Raw genomic sequence first — 20,962 nt, forward strand, 5'->3', positions numbered from 1 at the left:
CGCCCCATGCATGGCAGCCACGCGCAAAGCGGGCTGGCCTATTCACACCGCATTCATTAGGCCCATGAAATATTATGGGGTATGACGTGGTGGTGGGGCACCGCAAGGGGGGCGCTTGTTGCAGATGCTGGATAAAACGGTTCCGCGACCGTTGGTTCTGAGACCTTTCCACCATTCGATTTGGCTTGTCGGGCTGGGCGTGATCGTCTTCACCGCCTGCGTGCTTGGCATCTTGAGTCGCCCGGTCGGCATGTTGGCCTCGATCTGGCCGGCAAATGCGATCCTGCTCGGCCTGCTGATCAGAAGACCGTCGCTTGCCAGCCCGGCTGGATGGTCGACGGCGGCACTGGCCTACGTACTTGCGGACCTGGTGACCGGTGCGGATCTCTATGAAGCCGCGGCGCTGAATACGGCGAACATGGTCGGCGTCGTCATCGGTTTCCTGCTCTATCGCCGCTTTTCGCCAGAGCACCGGCATCTGCGCCGGGCGCGCTCGGTGCTTTACATGTTCGCGGCATCCTCGCTCGCGGCGATGGGCGCCTCGCTTGTCGGAGCGGTTGCTGTTCACCTGTCGTTCGGCAAACCCGTCACGGAAGCATTCGTCGCCTGGCTCACCACCGAGCTGGTCAATTATGTGGTTCTGCTCCCGGTCTTCCTGGCAGCGCCGCTTCCGGAAGGCGGCTTGCGATCCCGTGGCACGAGAACGACGGTGTCGACCGCCTCGGCTTCGGCAACCGTCTGGCCGTTCGTCTCCCTGGTTTTCTCGTGCGCTGCGGCGCTCTTCGTCGGCGGGCCGGGCGCTTTCGCCTTTCCGGTGCCGGCGCTTTTGTGGTGCGCGCTCAGCTACGGTCTGTTTCCGGTGACGATCCTGACGGCGATCGTTTGCGTGTTGACGCAGATTGCCGTTGCCTCCGGCGCCCTGCATCTCGGCGTCAGCGGCGTTGCCGAGGAGACGCTCACCTCCACCCGGCTGGGAACGACCCTGCTTGCGCTTTGCCCGCTGGCGGTCGCCAGCGTCGATGCGGCACGGCGGGCGCTGATCGGCCGCCTGTCCCATGCGGTCGACTATGATTTCCTGACCCAATGCTTGGCGCGTGCGACCTTCATGTCGCGTGCCGCCGCGCTGATCGCAGCACCGGTCGCCCGAAAAGGCGGAACGGTGGTGATGATGCTCGACATCGACCGCTTCAAGGCGATCAACGACACCTATGGTCATGCCGTCGGCGATCAGGTGCTGATTTCCGTCGCCGGCGTCGTTCGCGCGGCGCTGCGCGGTGACGATCTCGTCGGACGGCTTGGGGGCGAAGAGTTCGCCGTGGTGCTGGTTCGGCAATCCCCGACCGATGCGCTCAAGGTTGCCGAGCGGCTGCTCGAGGCCGTGCGGGCGCTTCATATCGATCTGGAGCAGGGCGGAAGCATCGCCGTCACCATCAGCATCGGCGCCGCCGAAGTCCTGACCCAAGACCCCGGTCTCGACGGCTTGCTGCTTGCGGCCGACCGCGCGCTCTACCAGGCGAAGGCTGCGGGCCGCGACCGCGTGCAATGCGCGGCCCCATCGAGCGCTCACGCAACGTAATTCGCTTTCCGTGAAGTAAAGTGCGCATCTGACGATACCGGGCATGCTGGCATGCCCGGTATCGTTCGTATTCGCCGCTAGCGGTTGTTAAGTTCGGAGCGCACGAGCTGCAGCCCGCGTTCCGTGATGCGGTAGGGTTGTCCGCCTGACGATGAGATCGCCTTCTTCCGCTTCAATTTGCGGAAGAGTTCAAGGTCGAAGCCGGGATAGACCCAGCCGTCACGGGTGAAGCACCGGATTTCGGTGATCGCCTTTTCTTCGCGGATGATTTCGATACGACCGCCCTGGGCCAAATGATGAAGAATGCGCTGCTCTGCGCGCGAGATGTCCATTGTCTGAATGTTCCGGAATAGCGTTCGGAAGAACGCAGGAAAACGTTCCGCAAATCTCTGGAAAAGCGGGGTGACGTTTTCGGCCCGTGCGCGCAATCAAGGGATTACGCGGACGGGCTTTACCGGGACTCAGGCGAAGACAGGAACATCAAAACTCCAAAATAACGGTTGCTTCCTAAAAGACCGCCGCTCGCGCGTCAAGACATCATTGCAACGCCAGGGTGCCGATGGCCGCCAGCGCCACTTGGAAAACGATGATCAGCGCAAGGCGCGTGCGAAAGGGTTCCTTGCGTGTCTTGTGCCGGAAGAGATGGCGCGCCGTCATCGCTCCCGGGCTGCCACCGAACAGGGCGACCATCAGCAGCGTCCGCTCGCTGATCCGCCGTTTACCGGACCGCGCCGCTCGCTTGTCGTACCAGAACAGCCCGAAGGCAGCCAAGTTGACGAGAATTGCGAACGCGAGCGGGGCAAAGGCGATGGACATGGCCGAAGTCTTGCCGATAGGCGCTAAACGGTGGTTAAGAGACGCCCGCTGTTTGCATGAGATTGCAGATGGCGCGTCTGATCCAGCCGAACAACTTGCACCGGCGGACCAATTGTTCTACCGAGAAACCAAGAATTCAGGCTTCAAAGAAGAGCATGATATGAGCATTGTCGACGTCCGCACCCCCGATCCGAAACGCTTCATCCCTGGCGCCACCGGCGACTGGGAAGTCATCATCGGCATGGAAGTCCATGCCCAGGTGCTTTCCAATTCGAAGCTGTTCTCGGGCGCATCGACGGAGTTCGGCAATGCGCCGAATGCGAACGTCTCGCTGGTCGATGCCGCCATGCCCGGCATGCTGCCTGTGATCAACGAGGAATGCGTGAAGCAGGCGGTGCGCACCGGTCTCGGTCTCAAGGCTGCGATCAACAATCGCTCGATCTTCGACCGCAAGAACTATTTCTATCCGGACCTGCCGCAGGGCTATCAGATCTCCCAGTTCAAGGATCCGATCGTCGGCGAAGGCAAGATCATCATTTCGGTCGGCCCGGACCGCCAGGGCCAGTTCGAGGATGTCGAGATTGGCATCGAGCGTCTGCATCTCGAACAGGATGCCGGCAAGTCGATGCACGACCAGCATCCGTCGATGTCCTATGTCGACCTTAACCGCTCGGGCGTCGCGCTGATGGAGATCGTCTCCAAGCCGGACATGCGCTCCTCGGATGAGGCCAAGGCCTACATGACGAAGCTGCGCTCGATCGTGCGCTACCTTGGCACCTGTGACGGCAACATGGACGAAGGCTCGATGCGCGCCGACGTCAACGTGTCCGTCCGTCGTCCGGGCGAGGGCTTCGGCACGCGCTGCGAGATCAAGAACGTCAACTCGATCCGCTTCATCGGCCAGGCAATCGAATACGAGGCACGCCGCCAGATCGGAATTCTCGAGGACGGTGGCAGCATCGACCAGGAAACCCGCCTGTTCGACCCGAACAAGGGCGAGACCCGCTCGATGCGCTCCAAGGAAGACGCGCACGACTACCGCTATTTCCCGGATCCGGACCTGCTGCCGCTCGAATTCGACGATGCATTCGTCGCGGCGCTGAAGGCCGACCTGCCGGAACTGCCCGACGACAAGAAGGAGCGCTTCGTGCGCGACCTCGGCCTCTCGGTCTATGACGCTTCGGTGCTCGTTTCCGAAAAGTCGATCGCCGACTATTTCGAGGCGGTTGCCGAAGGGCGCGACGGCAAGATTGCCGCCAACTGGGTCATCAACGACCTGCTCGGCGCCTTGAACAAAGCCGGCAAAGCCATTGAAGAGACTCCGGTTTCCCCGGCACAGCTCGGCGGCATCATCGACCTCATCAAGGCCGAGACCATCTCCGGCAAGATCGCCAAGGATCTCTTTGAAATCGTCTGGAACGAGGGCGGCGACCCGGCCGAGATCGTCGAAGCCCGCGGCATGAAGCAGGTGACCGACACCGGCGCCATCGAGAAGGCCGTCGACGAGATCATCGCCGCCAACCCGGATCAGGTCGCCAAGGTGCAGGCTAAGCCCTCGCTTGCCGGCTGGTTCGTCGGCCAGGTGATGAAGGCGACTGGCGGCAAGGCCAACCCGCAGGCCGTACAGGCGCTGGTCAAGGCCAAGCTCGGCATCGAGGAATAAGCGATGTTCTTCGTGCGCACGGCAAGCGAGCGCGACCTGGAGAAGGTTCGTGCTCTGCTTATCGACACGTGGCACGCAACCTATGACACTTTCTATGGTGTCGAGAAGGTCAACGAACTGAACGAGCGCTGGCATTCGCTGCCGGCGCTCAAAGCCCGGCTCGCGCGCAAGAACGCCGAGTTCCTCGTTGCCGACGACGGAAGGCAGCTTGGTGGAATGGGCTATGCGGCGATGTCCGACACACAGACCAAGACGGTGGTGCTGCACCAGCTCTATGTCCTTCCGAAGTTCCAGCGCCAGGGCGTCGGCCGCGATATCTTTGCCGAGCTCGAGACCTGCTTTCCGGACGCCGAGCGCATGCGCGTCGAGGTCGAGCCGCAGAACCTGCACGCACTCACCTTCTATCGGGCGCATGGCTTTGCCGACGTGGGCGAGGCCCCGGGCGACGACCCGTCCGGCCTGCCGGCCATCGTTCTGGAAAAGCCGCTTCTCGGCTAGGCGATCCGCCCGGTTGCCTGAAGCTTCGCATGCCTGTGGATAAGCTCTGGAGGCAACGGCGCCTGTCATCGCGCCGTTACCTTCAGGTGTTTGATCCGCTGCCGATGAACGATGTGAGCGGGGAACCATGGACGCGACCGAACTCTTGATCCGCAAGGCGGAGCGTAAGGACCTCGAAGCGATCGTTGCGCTCTTCGCCAATGATCCGCTCGGCGGCCACGGCGACACGACCGACCCCGAAGCCTTCGCAGACTACGCCGCCGCCTACGACCGGATTGAAGCCTCGACGCTGCAGACGCTGTTTGTCGCGGTTCTCGAAGGGCAGGTCGTCGGCACCTTTCAAACCGCGCTGCACACATCGCTGTCCGGGCGGGGAAGCTCCAGCCTGATCGTCGAAGCCGTCCAGACGCGCGCCGACATGCGCGGCCGTGGGATCGGCGAACGCATGATGCGCCACGCAATTGCCGAGGCGCGGGAGAAGGGGGCCAGGAAGGTGAGGCTCACGTCCAACGCCGTGCGCACCGATGCACATCGCTTCTATGAGCGCCTGGGCTTTGCGCGCAGCCATTTCGGCTTTCAACTGCCGTTGAAATGACCGCCTTTACCTCGGAATCACTGGACAAGCCCTGAGCGGCGGGGCATAAGCGGGAACATTGTTTTGGTATCTGGCCGCCTTCCCAACGGCCGGTCAAGGACGGCATCCATGAAGCTCCTGCTGCAGATTTTCACCTGGTGGAACGAACAGACGATCGGAACGCGCTTTCACACCTGGCGCCACGGTCAACGGGTCGGTCAAGACGAACTCGGCAATGTCTACTACCAGGGCGGCAAGGACTCCGAAGGTCGCACCCGCCGCTGGGTGATCTACAACGGCTACGCCGAAGCTTCCGCCATTCCGGCCGGCTGGCACGGCTGGATGCATCACCGGACCGACGTTTCGCCGGCCGATGAAAAGTACACGCCGCGCGAATGGCAGAAGGCGCACCGCGCCAATCCGACCGGCACGGCCAACGCCTACCGCCCACAGGGCTCGATCGCTGCCACCGGCAAGCGCCCGCGCGTGACCGGTGACTACGACGCCTGGACGCCCGGTTCCTGAATAATCTGTTCTCAGTGACGACGACGGACCGCGGAATGGGTTCCTCGATCATGGCGCGGCCACAATTGATGGTTAGCGCCTGAAATCCATGACGAACAGGATACGCGGGAGACAGGCGACGATGGCAGGTTCTGATCTGCGCAAGGCAATCGGCCAAGGAGCACGGCGTTTGGGCTTGTCCCTGCTTGCAGCCCTGCCGCTGGTCGCATCTGCGGAAGCCGTTGACGCAGCCCGCCTTTCCAACGCCGTTGCCGTCTTCTCCGGCATCGACAAGATCACCGGCCGCATCACCACCTTCGACGTCTATATCGGCGAGACCGTACAGTTCGGTGCCCTCCAGGTCACGCCGCGCGTCTGCTATAGCCGTGACGATACGGAAGCGCAGAAGATCACCACCTTCGTCGAGGTCGAGGAAATCACGCTCGACCGCAAGATCCGCCGCATCTTCACCGGTTGGATGTTTGCCGACAGCCCCGGTCTGAACGCCGTCGAGCATCCGGTCTATGACGTCTGGCTTCAGTCCTGCAAGGCGACCTCGGACCTGCCGCCGCCGGATACTGCGCAGAAGCGCTGAGCGGCGGGGCATATCCCCATTCTTTAAAATGTGGCTTGGTTAGAAGGCGAGGTCGGGCGACGACATCGCGTTCGCGAGCAACACTTCGTATTCCGCCTTCGGCACGTCAACGGCGCCGAACGACTTCAGGTGTTCGGTGGTGAACTGTGTATCGAGCAGTTCGAAGCCGCGCGCCTTCAGTCGCTCGACCAGATGCACGAGGCAGATCTTCGAGGCGTCGGTGCGTCTGGAAAACATGCTTTCGCCGAAGAAGGCGGAGCCCAGCGAAACCCCGTAAAGCCCGCCGACCAATTGGTCGCCTTCCCAGGCTTCGACGCTGTGGGCATAGCCCATCGAGTGCAGTGTCGCGTAGAGCGTGCGGATCTTGTTGTTGATCCAGGTGGTCGGCCGGTCGGGAGCAGGAGCAGCGCAGCCGTCCATGACCGCTTCGAAGGCGGTGTTGAAGCGGATGTCGAAAGGCTTTCGGCGGATGGTCTTGGCGAGGCTGCGAGAGGTGTGGAAGCCTGCGAGCGGGATCACCCCGCGAATTTCCGGCTCGACCCAGAAGAGCTCCGGATCATCGGCCGAATCGGCCATCGGGAAGAGGCCGATCGAATAGGCGCGCAGCAGCATGTCCGGCGTGATATCGGGCTGCTTGCTGCGCGTCCCTTTCAATGTCTGGTCCTTACTCGGACGTGGCGGCCAGATGCTTTTCCAGCCAATGGATATCATAGTCGCCGTTGGCGATATCCTGATTATTGATCAGGTCCTGGAACAGCGGAAGCGTCGTCTTGATGCCGTCGATGACAAATTCGTCAAGCACGCGGCGCAGGCGCATCATGCATTCGACGCGGGTGCGGCCATGCACGATCAGCTTGCCGATCAGGCTGTCGTAGTAAGGCGGGATCCGGTAGCCCTGATAGGCACCCGAATCGACGCGCACACCAAGACCGCCCGGCGCGTGGAAATGCGTGATCGTGCCCGGGGAGGGGACGAAGGTGCGCGGGTCTTCGGCATTGATGCGGCACTCGATCGCGTGGCCGGAAAACACGATGTCTTCCTGCTGGACAGAGAGACCACCGCCGGAGGCGACGCGGATCTGCTCATGCACGAGGTCGATGCCGGTGATCGCTTCGGTGATCGGATGCTCGACCTGAAGACGGGTGTTCATTTCGATGAAATAGAACTCGCCGTTCTCGTAGAGGAACTCGACCGTGCCGGCGCCGCGATACTTCAGCTTCTTCATCGCGTCGGCGCAGATCTGGCCGATCTTCATGCGCTGATCGACGTTGAGGGCCGGGGAATTCGCCTCTTCCCAGACCTTCTGGTGACGGCGCTGAAGCGAGCAATCGCGTTCGCCGAGATGCACCGCATTGCCGGCGCCGTCGCCGACGACCTGGATTTCGATGTGACGCGGCTTGGAGAGGTACTTCTCCATGTAGACGGCGTCGTTGCCGAAAGCGGCAAGCGCTTCGGTGCGGGCCGTCGCAACGGCCTCCTCGAGATCCGCCTCGCTGCGGGCGACCTTCATGCCGCGGCCGCCGCCGCCGGCGGTCGCCTTGATCAGGACCGGGAAACCGATCTTGCGGGCGACTTCGAGCGCGTTCTCCGGCTTCACTTCGCCGTCGGAACCCGGAACGACCGGGATGCCAAGTTCCTGCGCCGTCTGCTTGGCGGTGATCTTGTCACCCATGATGCGGATGTGTTCCGCCGTCGGGCCGATGAAGGTGATGTCGTGCGCTTCAAGGATTTCGGCGAACTTGGCGTTTTCCGACAGGAAGCCGTAGCCCGGATGCACGGCGTCGGCACCGGTGATTTCGCAGGCGGCGACGATCTGGTGAATGTTCAGATAGCTATCGCGCGAGGGCGGCGGGCCAATGCAGACGCTCTCGTCGGCGAGGCGCACATGCATGGCATCGGCGTCGGCCGTGGAATGAACGGCGACCGTGGCGATGCCGAGTTCCTTGCAGGCACGAAGCACGCGAAGGGCGATTTCGCCGCGATTGGCAATGAGAATTTTCGAGATCATCGCCGCGCCGCCTTATTCGATTACGATCAGCGGTTCGCCATATTCGACGGGGGCTGCGTCCTGGACGAAGATTTCGGTGACCTTGCCCGAGCGCGGAGCCGGGATCTGGTTCATTGTCTTCATCGCTTCGATGATGAGGATCGTCTGGCCTTCCTTGACCGTGGCACCGACCTCAACGAAGGGGCGGGCTCCCGGTGCGGGGGACAGGTAGGCAGTGCCGACCATCGGCGCCGTCACGGCATTCTTCGATGCGCGGGCGCTCTCGGCGGCGGGAGCGGCAACGGCGTTTGCCGGGGCGGCCGCTGCGGCGGGCATCTGGTAAGCCGGCATCTGCGGCATGGCCATCGGCATCGCAACCGGCGTGCCGTTGCGCGAAACGCGAATGCGCAGGTCGTCCTGCTCGACTTCGATCTCGGTCAGATCGGTGTCCTTGAGAATGTTGGCGAGATCGCGGATCAGCGCCTGGTCGATACCTGGTTTCTTGTCAGCCATGGAATATGAGCCTCTTGTGTTCTTTTTATTTCGACGGATTTGTCAGGTTCTTTAGCGCATGCAGCGCAAGAATGTAACTCTGTGCGCCGAAGCCGCAGATGACGCCCTTGACGGCGGGTGCGATCATCGACTTGTGGCGGAACTCCTCACGCGCATGGATGTTCGAGAGGTGCAGTTCGACGACCGGAATGCCGATGGCGCGGATGGCATCATGAAGTGCGATCGACGTGTGGCCATAGGCAGCCGGGTTGATTGCAACGCCCGCGGCGACGTTGCCGGCCTCGTGCAGCCAATCGACCAGCGTTCCCTCATGGTTCGACTGGCGGAAATCGACGTCGAAGCCGAGCGCCTTGCCTTCCGCCTTGCACATGGCCTCGATGTCGGCCAGCGTCTGGCCGCCATAAATACCCGGTTCGCGCTTGCCCAGCGCATTCAGGTTGGGGCCGTTCAGCACGAAAATGGTCGATGGCATAAGGGATTCCGGTCCGGTCATGGAGGGTTACCTATAGACTGATGGTCCCGCGAGGAAAAGCCCTTTGGGCCCCCGCGGGATTTGTCCACAGTCATGGGAAGGTTTGTCAGCAGGCGGTCTTGCCGCATTCGCGCATATTGGCGACCTTGCCTTCGATCTCCTCGGCGCCGACGGCTCCGAAGACCGCTTCGTTGCCGATGACGTAGGAAGGCGTTCCGGTGATGCCGAGGTCGTTGGCAAGGCTGTAGGCCTCGCGCACGGCCGCGTCATGCGGCTCCTTTTCCATCTTGGCGCGAAGGTCCTTTTCCGACACGCCGAGCTTGGCGGCAACCGCGAGCGCCGTCTCCTCCGTGGCGCGGTCCTCGCCGCCGAGCAGCGCCCGGTGGAAGTCGCCGTATTTTTCCGGAGCGACCAGGCGGAAGGCGGCGCTCACCTTGTGGGCGGCCAGCGAATCCGGGCCGAGGATCGGCAGTTCCTTCAGCACGAAGCGCACGTTCTTGTCCTTGGCGAGGATGTCGTCCATGTCGGAAAGCGCGCGTTTGCAGTAGCCGCAATTGTAGTCGTAGAACTCGACGACGGTGACGTCGCCCTTGGGGTTGCCGAGCACCATGTCGTAGTCGGAATTGAAGATCGCCTTCTTGTTCTCGGTGATCGCGCCTTCCGCCGCTTCCTGCTGCTTGGCGCGCTGCTTCGTCGTCAGCGCCTCCTGGACCTCGAGCATAATCTCCGGATTGGCGATCAGGTATTCCTTGATGAAGGCGCCGATCTCTTCCTTCTGCTTCGCATCGAGCGCGAATGCGTTCTGGGGCAGGCTGACCCCGGCTACGAGCGCTGCGAGCGTCCCGGCGGCAATCATCTTGGTGCTGAAGTTCATTTCTACCTCGTTGTCCTTGCGTATCTCGTGTGTCGTCCATCGCGTGTCGCCGGGTCAACCGGCTGTTCTGAATGACAACAGGATTCCTCGTATCCGCAATATGCCGGCAGCATAGGGTGGGTGCTGCGGAAACGAAACGGCAAAATCGGCGGAAATACGGCACTCGCGGACTTGTGAAGGTCATTTTCATCGGGCAAAGGGCTGGAGAACAGCCGCATATCGAGGATTTTCCGTTGGTAGATTTGTCAAAACGCAGTGCCGTTGAACCTTTCCATGCGATGGACGTCCTGGCGGAGGCGACCCGCCGCCGCGATGCCGGCCATCCGGTGATCTCGATGGCGGTCGGGCAGCCAGCCCACCCGGCGCCCAAGGCAGCGCTCGACGCTGCGCGCACGGCGCTTGAGCATGGCAGGCTCGGCTATACCGACGCGCTCGGCACCTTGTCGCTGCGCACCGCGATCGCCCGGCACTATGAAAAGCGCCACGGCATCGCGCTCGATCCGCAGCGGGTGGCGGTCACCACCGGCTCATCCGCCGGCTTCAATCTCGCCTTCCTGGCTCTCTTCGATCCCGGCGACTGTGTTGCCATTGCGCGGCCGGGCTACCCAGCCTACCGCAACATCCTCGCAGCGCTCGGCCTGACGGTCGTCGAGGTTGAGGCCAATGCCGAGACCGGTTTCACTCTGACGCCTGAAAGTCTTTCACGTGCCGCTGCGAAATTAGGCCGTCCTTTGAAGGGCGTGCTTTTGGCGAGCCCGGCCAACCCGACCGGAACGGTGACAGGCAGGGCGGGCCTCAAGGCGCTGGCTGACTATTGCCGGGCCGAATCGATCGCCTTCATCTCCGACGAGATCTATCACGGGCTGACCTTTGCCGGCGAAGAGGCGAGCGCGCTGGAGGTGACCGACGAGGTGATCGTCATCAATTCCTTCTCGAAATACTATTGCATGACCGGCTGGCGGATCGGTTGGATGGTGCTGCCGGCCGACAAGGTGCGCGGTTTCGAGCGCATCGCCCAGAGCCTCTACATCTCGCCGCCCGAGCTCTCGCAGATTGCGGCAGAGGCAGCACTCGACGCGCAAGGGGAACTCGACCGTTACAAGGCCGCCTATGCCGCCAACCGGGACATGCTGATGAAGCGCTTGCCGGAGATCGGCTTCGCGATCGCCTCGCCGATGGACGGCGCCTTCTACGCCTACGTGGATGTCACGCGCTTTACCAATGACAGCATGGCCTTTGCCAAGCGGATGCTCGCCGAGATCAATGTCGCGGCGACCCCGGGATTCGACTTCGATCCGCTGGAAGGGCACCGCACGATGCGCTTCTCCTATGCTGGCGCCGAGGCCGACATGGTCGAGGCGATGGACAGGATCGGACGCTGGCTGGCGTGACCGCCTGAGCGAACGGGCAGGGGCAAGGCCCCTTCTGTCATCCGTCTAAAGGAAAAGGCCCGGATCGCTCCGGGCCTTTCGTATTTTCAGAGTTTGGCGCTTGCAGCGCGGCTTAGAAGAAGCCGCGGCGCTGCCACCAGCCACCCTTTTTCGGCTTGGCCGGCTCTTCCTCTTCGGGCTTCGTCGCGCTCGACGTTACCACCGGTTCGGAAGCGATCTTCGAAAGGTCGCGGTTGGCGCGCACCGGCTTGGTCTCGGCAAGGTCGGCGGCAGCCTCTTCCACCGCTTCGACGGCCGGGTCGGCAACGGCGGGCTGGTCTTCGATCGCTGCCTGGGCAACTTCGTCGACGCTGACTGCCGGCTCTTCAGCCTTGACGGCCTTCTTGCGGGTGCGCTTCGGCTTGGCAGGCTTTGCGTCCGCCACCTCGACTTCTTCGGCAACCACAGCCGTTTCCTCGACCGCGACAGCCACTTCGACCTCGGCTGCAGCGGCCGGTGCCTCTACGGCTTCGGCTTCGTCTGCGCCATCGTCGCCGGCTTCCGCATCGGCATCGGCTTCGAGCTGGCCTTCACCTTCGCCTTCCGGACGGTTGCGGCGGCCGCCACGCTTGCCGCGGCGGCGGCGCTTGCGCTTCTGATCGCCATCGGCGGTCGCGGCGTCTGCATCGACGCCCTCGTCATCGCCTTCGTCCTCATCGGAACCGTCGTCAGCATCGCCTGCCGATTCGGAAACCTGGAGGGCGCTGCCTTCGGCCTGCTGGCCACCCTTGCCGCGACGGCGGCGACGGCGCTTGCGCTTGCGTCCATTCTGATCGTCGGACTGGGCAGCAGCCTTCGGCTGTTCCTGGCGCTGTTCGCCGGCGACTTCTTCTGCTTCTTCCTCGTCGAGATCCTCTTCGATCACGACGTCGTCTTCTTCCTCTTCCGGCTCGAAGTGCAGCAGCTGCTCGATCTTGACCGGGTTTTCGACCGGCTCGCCGCGATCGATCGCGAAGTGCTGTGCGCCGACATGGGCGTCAGCCTCGATGATGATCGAGACGCCGAAGCGGGCTTCGTAGTCCATGATCGTGCCGCGCTTCTGGTTGAGCAGGTAGAGCGCGATATCCGGGATGGTGCGCACGGTGATGTCGTGCGTCGTGTTCTTGAGCAGATGTTCCTCGATGCCGCGCAGCACGTGCAGGGCGACGGAGGACTGCGAGCGAACATGTCCCGTGCCGTTGCAGTGCGGGCAGGTCTGCATCGTCGATTCGAGCACCGAGGCGCGAATGCGCTGGCGCGACATTTCGAGCAGGCCGAAATGCGAGATGCGGCCGACCTGGATGCGGGCGCGATCGTTCTTCAGGCAATCCTTCAGGCGCTTCTCGACCGAGCGGTTGTTCCGCTTTTCTTCCATGTCGATGAAGTCGATGACGACGAGGCCGGCAAGGTCGCGCAGGCGCAGCTGGCGTGCCACTTCTTCCGCCGCTTCCAGGTTCGTCTGGAGTGCGGTGTCTTCGATCGAGTGCTCGCGCGTCGAACGGCCGGAGTTGACGTCGATCGAAACCAGCGCTTCGGTCTGGTTGATGATGATGTAACCGCCGGACTTCAGCGTTACCTGCGGCTGCAGCATGCGGTCGAGCTGCGCTTCGATGCCGGAGCGCGAGAAGATCGGATGCACGTCGCGGTAAGGCTGAACCACCTTGGCGTGGCTCGGCATCAGCATCTTCATGAAGCCCTTGGCTTCCTTGTAGCCTTCCTCACCGGAAACGATGATCTCGCTGATGTCCTTGTTGTAGAGATCGCGGATCGAGCGCTTGATCAGGCTGCCTTCCTCATAGACGAGGCAGGGGGCCGTGGAGTTCAGCGTCAGCGTGCGGACGTTTTCCCACAGGCGCATCAGATATTCGAAGTCGCGCTTGATCTCGACCTTGGTGCGGTTGGCACCGGCGGTGCGCAGGATCACGCCCATGCCCTGCGGCACTTCGAGGCCGCGGGCGATTTCCTTCAGGCGCTTGCGGTCCTGCAGGTTGGTGATCTTGCGGGAGATGCCGCCGCCGCGTGCGGTGTTCGGCATCAGCACCGAGTAACGGCCGGCGAGCGACAGATAGGTCGTCAGTGCCGCGCCCTTGTTGCCGCGCTCTTCCTTGGCGACCTGAACGAGCAGGATCTGGCGGCGCTTGATGACTTCCTGAATGCGGTACTGCTTGCGCGGCTTGCGAACCTGGCGGTCCGGAACCTCTTCCATGGCGTCTTCGGCGCCGACGGATTCGATGATTTCCTTTTCGCCGTCGTGGCTGTCGTCGTCATCATCGTCGTCGTCATGACGACGGCGGCTGTCGACATCCTCGGAAATGGCGTCGGTATCGACCATGGCAGCCATTTCGCCGCCATTGCTCTCGTCGCCATCGGCCGACGCGGCAGCGGCTTCTTCCGCGGCCTTGGCCTTGGTCTTGCGAGTGCGCTTCGGCTTCGTCTTCGGCTTTTCGGCCGGGGCTTCCTCTTCGACGACCGGTGCGGCGTCAGCGACGGCTGCGACCGGCTCGGCTTCAGCGTCAGCTTCCGTGACGATTTCGAGATCCACGGGAACGGAGAGTTCGCTTGCCGGGGCAGGGGCGGTCTCGACATGCTCGATGTCGTCGTCGCGCCGCGCTTCTTCGGCTTCGGCCTTTAAGAGCGCCTGACGGTCGGCGAGCGGGATCTGGTAGTAGTCGGGGTGGATTTCGGCGAAAGCCAGGAACCCGTGGCGGTTGCCGCCGTAATCGACGAAGGCGGCCTGGAGCGAGGGCTCCACCCGGGTGACCTTCGCCAAGTAGATATTGCCGCGGATCTGCTTTTTGTGTTCCGACTCGAAGTCGAACTCTTCTATGCGGTTCCCGCGAACGACAACGACGCGCGTCTCTTCTGAATGAGACGCATCGATAAGCATTTTCTCTGCCATCTAAGCTGTGCTCCTCGGCGCGCCAGCGGAACGGGAGACAGACCTGCTTCCTTAGGAAGACTGCCAAACACGTCGGAAGGTGCGCCGGATATGAAAGTTCCTGTTTGGCGCAGGCGATGGTGCAGCAGCCAGACGACAGCCGGAACATGTGTGTCCCGGGGCCGCGCTACTTCTGACCGATACTGCTGAGTCAACATCAATGACCAAACAAGAATGCCAATGTCTAAGGTCTCATGAAGACCCGATGAATGCGCCCGCTTGCGGGCGTCGGTGAAAAATCACCATCAAGAACTCCGGCCACCGCCGGAAATTTGCGATCCAGTGTACGGGGAGGAAATGCAGCGACGGCGGATGAACATCTTGCGACCGCGGAAATGCGATAAGTTAACCGGTCAATCCGGTTCGACCGCACCCTGGCGCCAAGCTTTGGAGAAGCTCCGGCTGCCCGGTCGACTGTTCTATCCCGTCAACACTTTCTCCTTGTGACGCTTTTATGTTTTCTATGTCACATTGGCAAGGGAAAAGCCCGTGCCGCCACAATAATGATCGATTCGCTTGTCCACGTGGAGTAGGTCGATAAACGGTAAATCGATTGTCCCCGCTGCCCGGGGAAGATGATCATTGTCAAGCATTGGTTAACCATAAGGGTTCATTGATCAACCTGTGCGTACAGCAGCCGTGCGTCGGCTGCTGTTTGGTTTTCTGAGAAAGTGGTGGAGAGCCCGAGGTGAGGCCTTTGGCGGTTTGTATGCGTGGTTCGCTGTTGTCTTTGATATCGCCCGCGAGCCGGCTTCTGCTCGGAGCGTCGCTGCTAGCCGGCGGTCTTCTTTGGAACGTGCCGGCGGCAGGGGCCGTCGAGCCGGGTCCTTTGCTCGCCTTTGCGGCACGGATCGCAGGTGACGATGCACGCACGCGCGTCGTCGTCGAGTTCGATCGCAAACCGGAATTCTCCCTGCATTATGTCGCCGATCCCGTTCGTGTCGTGGTCGACCTGCCGGAAACGGCCTTCGGCCTGAAGGCGGACAGCCTTGAACCGCGCGGCCTGTTCGATGCGATCCGCTACGGCGGCATGGGCGCGGGCAGCTCCCGCATCGTTCTTTCGGCAAAAGGCCCGGTCGCGGTCACCCATGCGGAAGTCATCGCGGAAGAGGGGGGCAAGGGTTACCGCCTCGTGCTCGATGCCGAGCGCGTCGACCAGGCGCGCTTCGATGCGCTTCTCGGTGAACAGCAGTGGACCGGATCGGTTGCCGCCACCAAGACCGACAGGCCGGTTGCCGTCGCCCCGACGAGGGAAGGCGGGCCGTTCATCATCGCGATCGATGCGGGCCACGGCGGCATCGATACCGGCGCGCTCGCCGGCGAAACGAAGACGGAAGAAAAGCACGTTACGCTCGCCTTCGCGAAGGATCTCGTCGAGGCCCTGAACAAGGGCGCCGGGATCGAGGCTTTTCTCACCCGCGACAAGGACGTCTTCCTCTCGCTTCCCCAGCGCGTGCAGATCGCCCGCAACAAGGGCGCCCATCTCTTCATTTCTCTTCATGCGGACGCGCTGCGCCAGAAGGATATTCGCGGCGCGACGGTCTATACCATCTCCGACAAGGCCTCCGACCATCTGGCCGCAAGCCTTGCCGCGCGCGAAAACTTGTCCGACGAAATCGCCGGCGTGCCGCTTCAGAGCGAGCCGGCGGAAGTGGCTGACATCCTGATCGATCTGACGCGCCGCGAAACGCAGGCCTTCTCCGTCAACATGGCGCGCGCTGTCGTTTCGTCATTCGAGGGCCAGATCAATCTCATCAACAATCCGCACCGTTTCGCCGGCTTCCGCGTGCTGCAGGCGCCGGACGTGCCCTCGATCCTGCTTGAACTGGGCTTCCTGTCGAACAAGGAGGACGAAAAGCTGCTGCTCGACCCGGAATGGCGCAAGAAGGTTTCCGAGCGTCTTGCGGTCGCCGTGCAGCGCTACCGCGAGCAGGCCGTCGCCAGCGGCGGCTGACGTTTGAAGGCAGGTCCGGGAACGAAGTGATTTGTGTCGCCCCGGTAACAGCGCTATGCTTTTCAACGGGATGCGCACGGGATTATCGCATAACAGCCCTATTTTACGCACAATCCGGGACCTAACCGGAATTGCGCCCGGATTTGTTGAGAAACGAGTTGAAGCCCGGAGTTCCCCGCCATATGAGGAGCCGGGTTGGCGGGACGCTGCGACGCCAGACGATTTCGCGTGAAAGAGTTTGGTCGGGCCGCTGCCATAAAAGCCGGCAGGACAGAGCATGGACTGTCAGTCGGGCGGTTCGGCAATTGGACGATAATTAAGGTACCGGTATCTGACTGATGATCAGGCTGATTGGATATTTTTTCGGGATTGGCGCGTTTCTGCTGCTGGGTGTGGCCGGAGCCGTGGCGCTCTATCTTGGTGTCGTCACCAAGGACCTGCCGGACTACGAGGTGCTGGCGAAATATTCGCCACCGGTGACCACGCGCTTCCACGCCGGCAACGGCGCGCTGATGGCGGAATATGCCCGCGAACGGCGCCTCTATCTGCCGATCCAGGCCATCCCGGATCGCGTCAAGGCAGCCTTCATCTCGGCGGAAGACAAGAACTTCTATCAGCATCCGGGCGTTGACATCACTGGTCTCGCGCGCGCCATCGCGGTAAACCTGCAGAACTTCGGCTCCGGCCGCCGCCCGGTCGGCGCCTCGACGATCACACAGCAGGTGGCCAAGAACTTCCTGCTTTCGTCCGACCAGACTATCGACCGCAAGGTCAAGGAAGCGATCCTGTCCTTCCGCATCGAGCAGGCCTACAGCAAGGACCGCATTCTTGAGCTCTATCTCAACGAGATCTTCTTCGGTCTGAACTCTTACGGCATCGCCGGCGCCGCGCTGACCTATTTCGATAAGTCGGTGACCGAACTGACCATTGCCGAGACCGCCTATCTTGCAGCGCTTCCGAAAGGCCCGGCCAATTACCATCCGTTCCGCAAGACCGCAGCAGCGCTCGAGCGTCGCGACTGGGTGATCGACCGCATGGTCGAAAATGGCTACGTCACCAAGGCTGATGGCGAAGAGGCCAAGAAGCAGCCGCTCGGCGTCAATCCGCGCCGTGGCGGCGCCCATCTCTTTGCATCCGACTTCTTCGCCGAAGAAGTCCGTCGTCAGATCATCCAGAAGTACGGCGACAACGCGCTTTATGAAGGCGGCTTGTCTGTCCGCACGTCGCTTGACCCGCGTCTCCAGACCGCGGCACGCAAGGCCCTTCAGACCGGCCTGTTGACCTATGACGAGCGTCGCGGCTTCCACGGCCCAGTCAAGTCGATCGAAATCGGCGGCGACTGGGGCGAGCCGCTCGGCGCGGTCGTCGCCTTCAGCGACGTGCCCGAATGGAAGCTCGCTGTCGTACTTTCCGTCGATGGCCAGGGCGCCGAGATCGGCATCCAGCCGGAGAAGGAAGCTTCGGGCAAGATCGTCGCCGAGCGTGTCACCGGACACATCTCCGCCAAGAACATGCAGTGGGCCTATCGCTCCGCAAGCGGCGACCGCAAGTCGGCGAAATCGCCTGAAGGCGTCTTCGGCGCCGGCGACGTGATCTATGTCGAGCCGCTCGCCGAAAAGGGCGAATACCGTCTGCGCCAGCCGCCGAAGGTGCAAGGTGGTCTTGTCGCCATGGACCCGCAGACCGGCCGCGTGCTGGCGATGGTCGGCGGCTTCTCCTATGGCCAGTCCGAATTCAACCGCGCGACCCAGGCGATGCGCCAGCCGGGCTCGTCGTTCAAGCCCTTCGTTTACGCGGCCGCACTCGACAACGGTTATACTCCGGCGTCGGTTATCCTCGACGCGCCGATCGAGATTGTCGCCGGCGGCCAGGTCTGGCGTCCGGAAAACTACGGCGGCGGCTCCGCCGGGCCGTCGACGCTGCGCCTCGGCATCGAGAAATCGCGTAACCTGATGACCGTTCGCCTCGCCAACGATATGGGCATGAACCTTGTTGCCGAATATGCCGAACGCTTCGGCATCTACGACAAGATGCCGCCGCTTCTGGCGATGTCGCTCGGTTCGGGCGAAACGACGGTGCTGCGTATGGTGTCGGCCTATTCGGTGCTCGCCAATGGCGGCAAGCAGATCAAGCCGTCGCTGATCGACCGCATCCAGGACCGCTACGGCAAGACGATTTTCCGTCACGAGGACCGCACCTGCGACAACTGCAACGCCGGCGATTGGCAGAACCAGGAAGAGCCTGTTCTGACCGACAACCGCGAGCAGGTGCTCGACCCGATGACCTCCTACCAGATCACGTCGATGATGGAGGGCGTGGTGCTGCGTGGCACGGCTGCCGGCAAGATCAAGCTCGATCGTCCGGTTGCCGGCAAGACCGGTACCACCAATGACGAAAAGGATGCCTGGTTCGTCGGCTATACGCCCGACATGGTCGCCGGCCTCTATCTCGGCTTCGACAACCCGGCCCCGCTTGGCCGCGGCGCGACCGGCGGCAGCCTCGCCGTGCCGATCTTCAACGACTTCATGACCGAAGCGGTGAAGGGCACGCGCCCGAGCAAGTTCGTCGTGCCCGAGGGCATGAGCATGGTCGCCGTCAACCGCAAGACCGGCATGGCCGCTCAAGAGGGTGAGCCTGACACGATCATCGAGGCCTTCAAGCCCGGCACCGGTCCGGCCGACACCTTCTCGGTCATCGGCGGTCTCGACCAGTACGTGCCGCCGGAAGAGATCCTCAAGAATTCGCCACAGGCGAACCAGGCAGTGACCTCCGGTTCCAACGGCCTGTTCTAGTCCTTATACCCGTCACGCGATGCCCGCCGCCTTTACATCAGCGGCGGGCATCGCTATTTGACGCTCACTTTCCTATCGGTTCACAAGAAGCAGGATCATGCGCAGCGAAATCGAGAATATTGTCGACGAAATCAAGCAGGCCATAAGCCTGCTGAGGAGGCATCTTTGACTGGGATCAGGCGGTAAGACGACTGGACTGGTTGAACAACAAGGCGGAAGATCCGACCCTGTGGAACGATGCTGCGGAAGCGCAGAAGCTGATGCGCGAGCGTCAGCAACTCGACGACGGCATCAATGGCCTTCGTCGTTTCGAGCAGCAGCTCAACGACAACATCGAACTCATCGAGCTCGGTGAGGAAGAGGGCGACGCGGCGATCATCGCCGATGCCGAACAGGCGCTGCGCGAACTTCAGGCCGAAGCGGCCAAGAAGCAGGTCGAGGCCATGCTCTCGGGCGAGGCCGACCAGAACGACACCTATCTCGAAGTGCATTCGGGTGCCGGCGGCACCGAGAGCCAGGACTGGGCCAACATGCTTCTGCGCATGTATACCCGCTGGTCCGAGCGCCAGGGATACAAGGTCGAGCTGATGGAAATCCAGGACGGCGAAGAAGCTGGCATCAAGTCCGCGACGTTGCTCGTCAAGGGCCACAATGCCTATGGCTGGCTGAAGACCGAATCGGGCGTACATCGCCTCGTTCGTATTTCGCCCTATGACAGCAATGCCCGCCGTCACACCTCGTTTTCCTCGATCTGGGTCTACCCGGTCGTCGACGATTCGATCCAGATCGACATCAACGAGAGCGACTGCCGCATCGACACCTACCGTTCGTCGGGCGCCGGCGGCCAGCACGTCAACACCACCGATTCGGCCGTGCGCATCACGCACATCCCGTCGGGCATCGTCGTGCAGTGCCAGCAGGAGCGCTCGCAGCACAAGAACCGGGCGAAGGCCTGGGACATGCTGCGTGCTCGTCTCTACGAAGCGGAACTGAAGAAGCGGGAAGATGCCGCGAACGCCGAAGCCGCGTCGAAGACCGACATCGGCTGGGGTCACCAGATCCGCTCCTACGTCCTGCAGCCTTACCAGCTGGTCAAGGATCTGCGCACCGGCGTCGAAAGCACGGCACCGGGCGACGTTCTCGACGGCGAGCTCAACGAGTTCATGGAAGCAGCGCTCGCGCACCGCGTCGCCGGTGGCGCGGATGCCGTCGTGGATGATTTGAACTAAGGCTGACAGCGGTCTGCCGAATTGAAATTGAAGAGGGCCGGATGTTCACATCCGGCCCTTTCTTTTGCTCAGTTGGAAGCGCGCTCGATCTTGATGTCGCCGAGATCATCGATGAGCACGGTCCAGCTCTCAGGTTCTCTCACCGACGGGTCGGTCTTCAGATAGACGGTCGCAAACATGCCGGGCTGCGCGGTGACGCCGGTCGAGGTCTCCGGACGGATGTCGGTGACATAGGCCTTGAGCGCGGAGAACTCTTCGAGTTCCGCCGACGAAATCACCACGGGGCCGGCCGAGGTCGCTTCCACCTGCTGCAGATGGACCTGGGCGGTTCCGTCCGCTTGGCGAAGCGCGATCAGCTTGTAGTAGCCGCGCCGGGCGTCGCCCGGCTTCTCGGCGGCGGCGTTCGGGTCGAGTGACGACAGCGGCTCTCCGCTTTCCTCCCAGTAGCCAGTGCTGGTCACGAAGGTCGCCTCAGGCGGAACGATGTTGGCATCCTGAGCCTTGGCGCCGGTGCTGCTAAAAAACAGGAACAGCGCGAGGAGGGCGGATCTGTGCATTGGGTCGTCGT

At 62.4% G+C, this 20,962-nt stretch carries 19 protein-coding genes; 10 read left to right on the plus strand and 9 right to left on the minus strand.

All coding sequences use genetic code 11. The annotated features are described in order from the left end of the window. Positions 1-124 precede the first annotated feature (124 nt). Positions 125-1,576 carry a diguanylate cyclase gene (locus tag L981_RS08925; RefSeq protein ID WP_156134013.1) on the plus strand — a complete coding sequence of 484 codons (1,452 nt, stop codon included), beginning with the start codon at positions 125-127 and terminating at the stop codon, positions 1,574-1,576. 77 nt (positions 1,577-1,653) lie between these two features. On the opposite strand, the gene L981_RS08930 is transcribed toward L981_RS08925, so the two are convergent. Beyond that, the gene (locus tag L981_RS08930; RefSeq protein ID WP_043614127.1) at positions 1,654-1,908 is read right to left on the minus strand and encodes a YjhX family toxin; all 255 of its coding nucleotides are present in this window, start codon (positions 1,906-1,908) and stop codon (positions 1,654-1,656) included. A 205-nt stretch (positions 1,909-2,113) separates the two neighbouring features. After that, entirely contained in the window at positions 2,114-2,392 is a 279-nt protein-coding gene (locus L981_RS08935) for a DUF1294 domain-containing protein (RefSeq protein ID WP_043614130.1), read from the minus strand. 160 nt (positions 2,393-2,552) lie between these two features. On the opposite strand from L981_RS08935, the gene gatB reads away from it, so the two are divergent. From gatB to L981_RS08960, 5 genes are all read left to right on the plus strand, one after another. Further along, positions 2,553-4,055, plus strand: coding sequence for an Asp-tRNA(Asn)/Glu-tRNA(Gln) amidotransferase subunit GatB (gene gatB / locus L981_RS08940; protein WP_043614196.1), 1,503 nt, complete (start codon positions 2,553-2,555; stop codon positions 4,053-4,055). Between the two features lie 3 nt (positions 4,056-4,058). Continuing rightward, the gene (locus L981_RS08945; protein ID WP_043614133.1) at positions 4,059-4,553 is read left to right on the plus strand and encodes a GNAT family N-acetyltransferase; all 495 of its coding nucleotides are present in this window, start codon (positions 4,059-4,061) and stop codon (positions 4,551-4,553) included. A gap of 127 nt (positions 4,554-4,680) precedes the next feature. Then, positions 4,681-5,148 carry a GNAT family N-acetyltransferase gene (locus L981_RS08950; protein WP_043614136.1) on the plus strand — a complete coding sequence of 156 codons (468 nt, stop codon included), beginning with the start codon at positions 4,681-4,683 and terminating at the stop codon, positions 5,146-5,148. Positions 5,149-5,256: 108 nt separating this feature from the next. After that, positions 5,257-5,652 (plus strand): NADH:ubiquinone oxidoreductase subunit NDUFA12, encoded by a 396-nt coding sequence (locus tag L981_RS08955; RefSeq protein WP_043614139.1) that lies wholly within the window; start codon positions 5,257-5,259, stop codon positions 5,650-5,652. Positions 5,653-5,773: 121 nt separating this feature from the next. Further along, positions 5,774-6,226 carry a DUF2155 domain-containing protein gene (locus tag L981_RS08960; protein WP_043614142.1) on the plus strand — a complete coding sequence of 151 codons (453 nt, stop codon included), beginning with the start codon at positions 5,774-5,776 and terminating at the stop codon, positions 6,224-6,226. A gap of 39 nt (positions 6,227-6,265) precedes the next feature. On the opposite strand, the gene aat is transcribed toward L981_RS08960, so the two are convergent. The 5 genes from aat to L981_RS08985 form a co-directional block, all read right to left on the minus strand. Continuing rightward, the gene (aat, locus tag L981_RS08965; RefSeq protein WP_043614144.1) at positions 6,266-6,880 is read right to left on the minus strand and encodes a leucyl/phenylalanyl-tRNA--protein transferase; all 615 of its coding nucleotides are present in this window, start codon (positions 6,878-6,880) and stop codon (positions 6,266-6,268) included. A gap of 10 nt (positions 6,881-6,890) precedes the next feature. Beyond that, positions 6,891-8,234 carry an acetyl-CoA carboxylase biotin carboxylase subunit gene (gene accC, locus L981_RS08970; protein ID WP_043614147.1) on the minus strand — a complete coding sequence of 448 codons (1,344 nt, stop codon included), beginning with the start codon at positions 8,232-8,234 and terminating at the stop codon, positions 6,891-6,893. A 12-nt stretch (positions 8,235-8,246) separates the two neighbouring features. Continuing rightward, positions 8,247-8,726, minus strand: coding sequence for an acetyl-CoA carboxylase biotin carboxyl carrier protein (gene accB / locus L981_RS08975; RefSeq protein WP_043614150.1), 480 nt, complete (start codon positions 8,724-8,726; stop codon positions 8,247-8,249). A 25-nt stretch (positions 8,727-8,751) separates the two neighbouring features. Continuing rightward, on the minus strand, positions 8,752-9,198 hold the full coding sequence (gene aroQ, locus L981_RS08980) for a type II 3-dehydroquinate dehydratase (protein WP_043614153.1): 447 nt from the start codon (positions 9,196-9,198) through the stop codon (positions 8,752-8,754). A gap of 106 nt (positions 9,199-9,304) precedes the next feature. Continuing rightward, on the minus strand, positions 9,305-10,072 hold the full coding sequence (locus L981_RS08985) for a DsbA family protein (protein WP_043614156.1): 768 nt from the start codon (positions 10,070-10,072) through the stop codon (positions 9,305-9,307). 233 nt (positions 10,073-10,305) lie between these two features. On the opposite strand from L981_RS08985, the gene L981_RS08990 reads away from it, so the two are divergent. Then, complete coding sequence (locus tag L981_RS08990) at positions 10,306-11,463, plus strand: pyridoxal phosphate-dependent aminotransferase (RefSeq protein WP_043614199.1); 1,158 nt, start codon at positions 10,306-10,308, stop codon at positions 11,461-11,463. A gap of 112 nt (positions 11,464-11,575) precedes the next feature. Here L981_RS08990 and L981_RS08995 read toward each other — a convergent pair whose 3' ends face one another. After that, positions 11,576-14,380, minus strand: coding sequence for a ribonuclease E/G (locus L981_RS08995; protein WP_043614158.1), 2,805 nt, complete (start codon positions 14,378-14,380; stop codon positions 11,576-11,578). Positions 14,381-15,128: 748 nt separating this feature from the next. Between L981_RS08995 and L981_RS09000 the strand changes: the two genes are divergently transcribed. The 3 genes from L981_RS09000 to prfB all read left to right on the plus strand — a co-directional run bounded on the left by L981_RS09000 (position 15,129) and on the right by prfB (position 20,394). Continuing rightward, a complete protein-coding gene (locus L981_RS09000; protein ID WP_082005949.1) occupies positions 15,129-16,373 on the plus strand; it encodes an N-acetylmuramoyl-L-alanine amidase in 1,245 nt (414 codons plus the stop codon). Between the two features lie 338 nt (positions 16,374-16,711). Continuing rightward, positions 16,712-19,165, plus strand: coding sequence for a penicillin-binding protein 1A (locus tag L981_RS09005; RefSeq protein ID WP_043614161.1), 2,454 nt, complete (start codon positions 16,712-16,714; stop codon positions 19,163-19,165). A gap of 97 nt (positions 19,166-19,262) precedes the next feature. Continuing rightward, positions 19,263-20,394 (plus strand): peptide chain release factor 2 gene (gene prfB, locus L981_RS09010; protein WP_156134014.1). Its coding sequence is split into 2 segments (ribosomal slippage): positions 19,263-19,331 and positions 19,333-20,394, totalling 1,131 coding nucleotides; the frame shifts between segments, so codons are not numbered across the junction. A gap of 68 nt (positions 20,395-20,462) precedes the next feature. Here the strand turns inward: prfB and L981_RS09015 are convergent. Further along, positions 20,463-20,951, minus strand: coding sequence for a hypothetical protein (locus tag L981_RS09015; RefSeq protein ID WP_043614167.1), 489 nt, complete (start codon positions 20,949-20,951; stop codon positions 20,463-20,465). Between the last annotated feature and the right edge of the window lie 11 nt (positions 20,952-20,962).

The organism is Ensifer sp. ZNC0028, from assembly GCF_000799055.1.
Lineage (GTDB): Bacteria > Pseudomonadota > Alphaproteobacteria > Rhizobiales > Rhizobiaceae > Ensifer.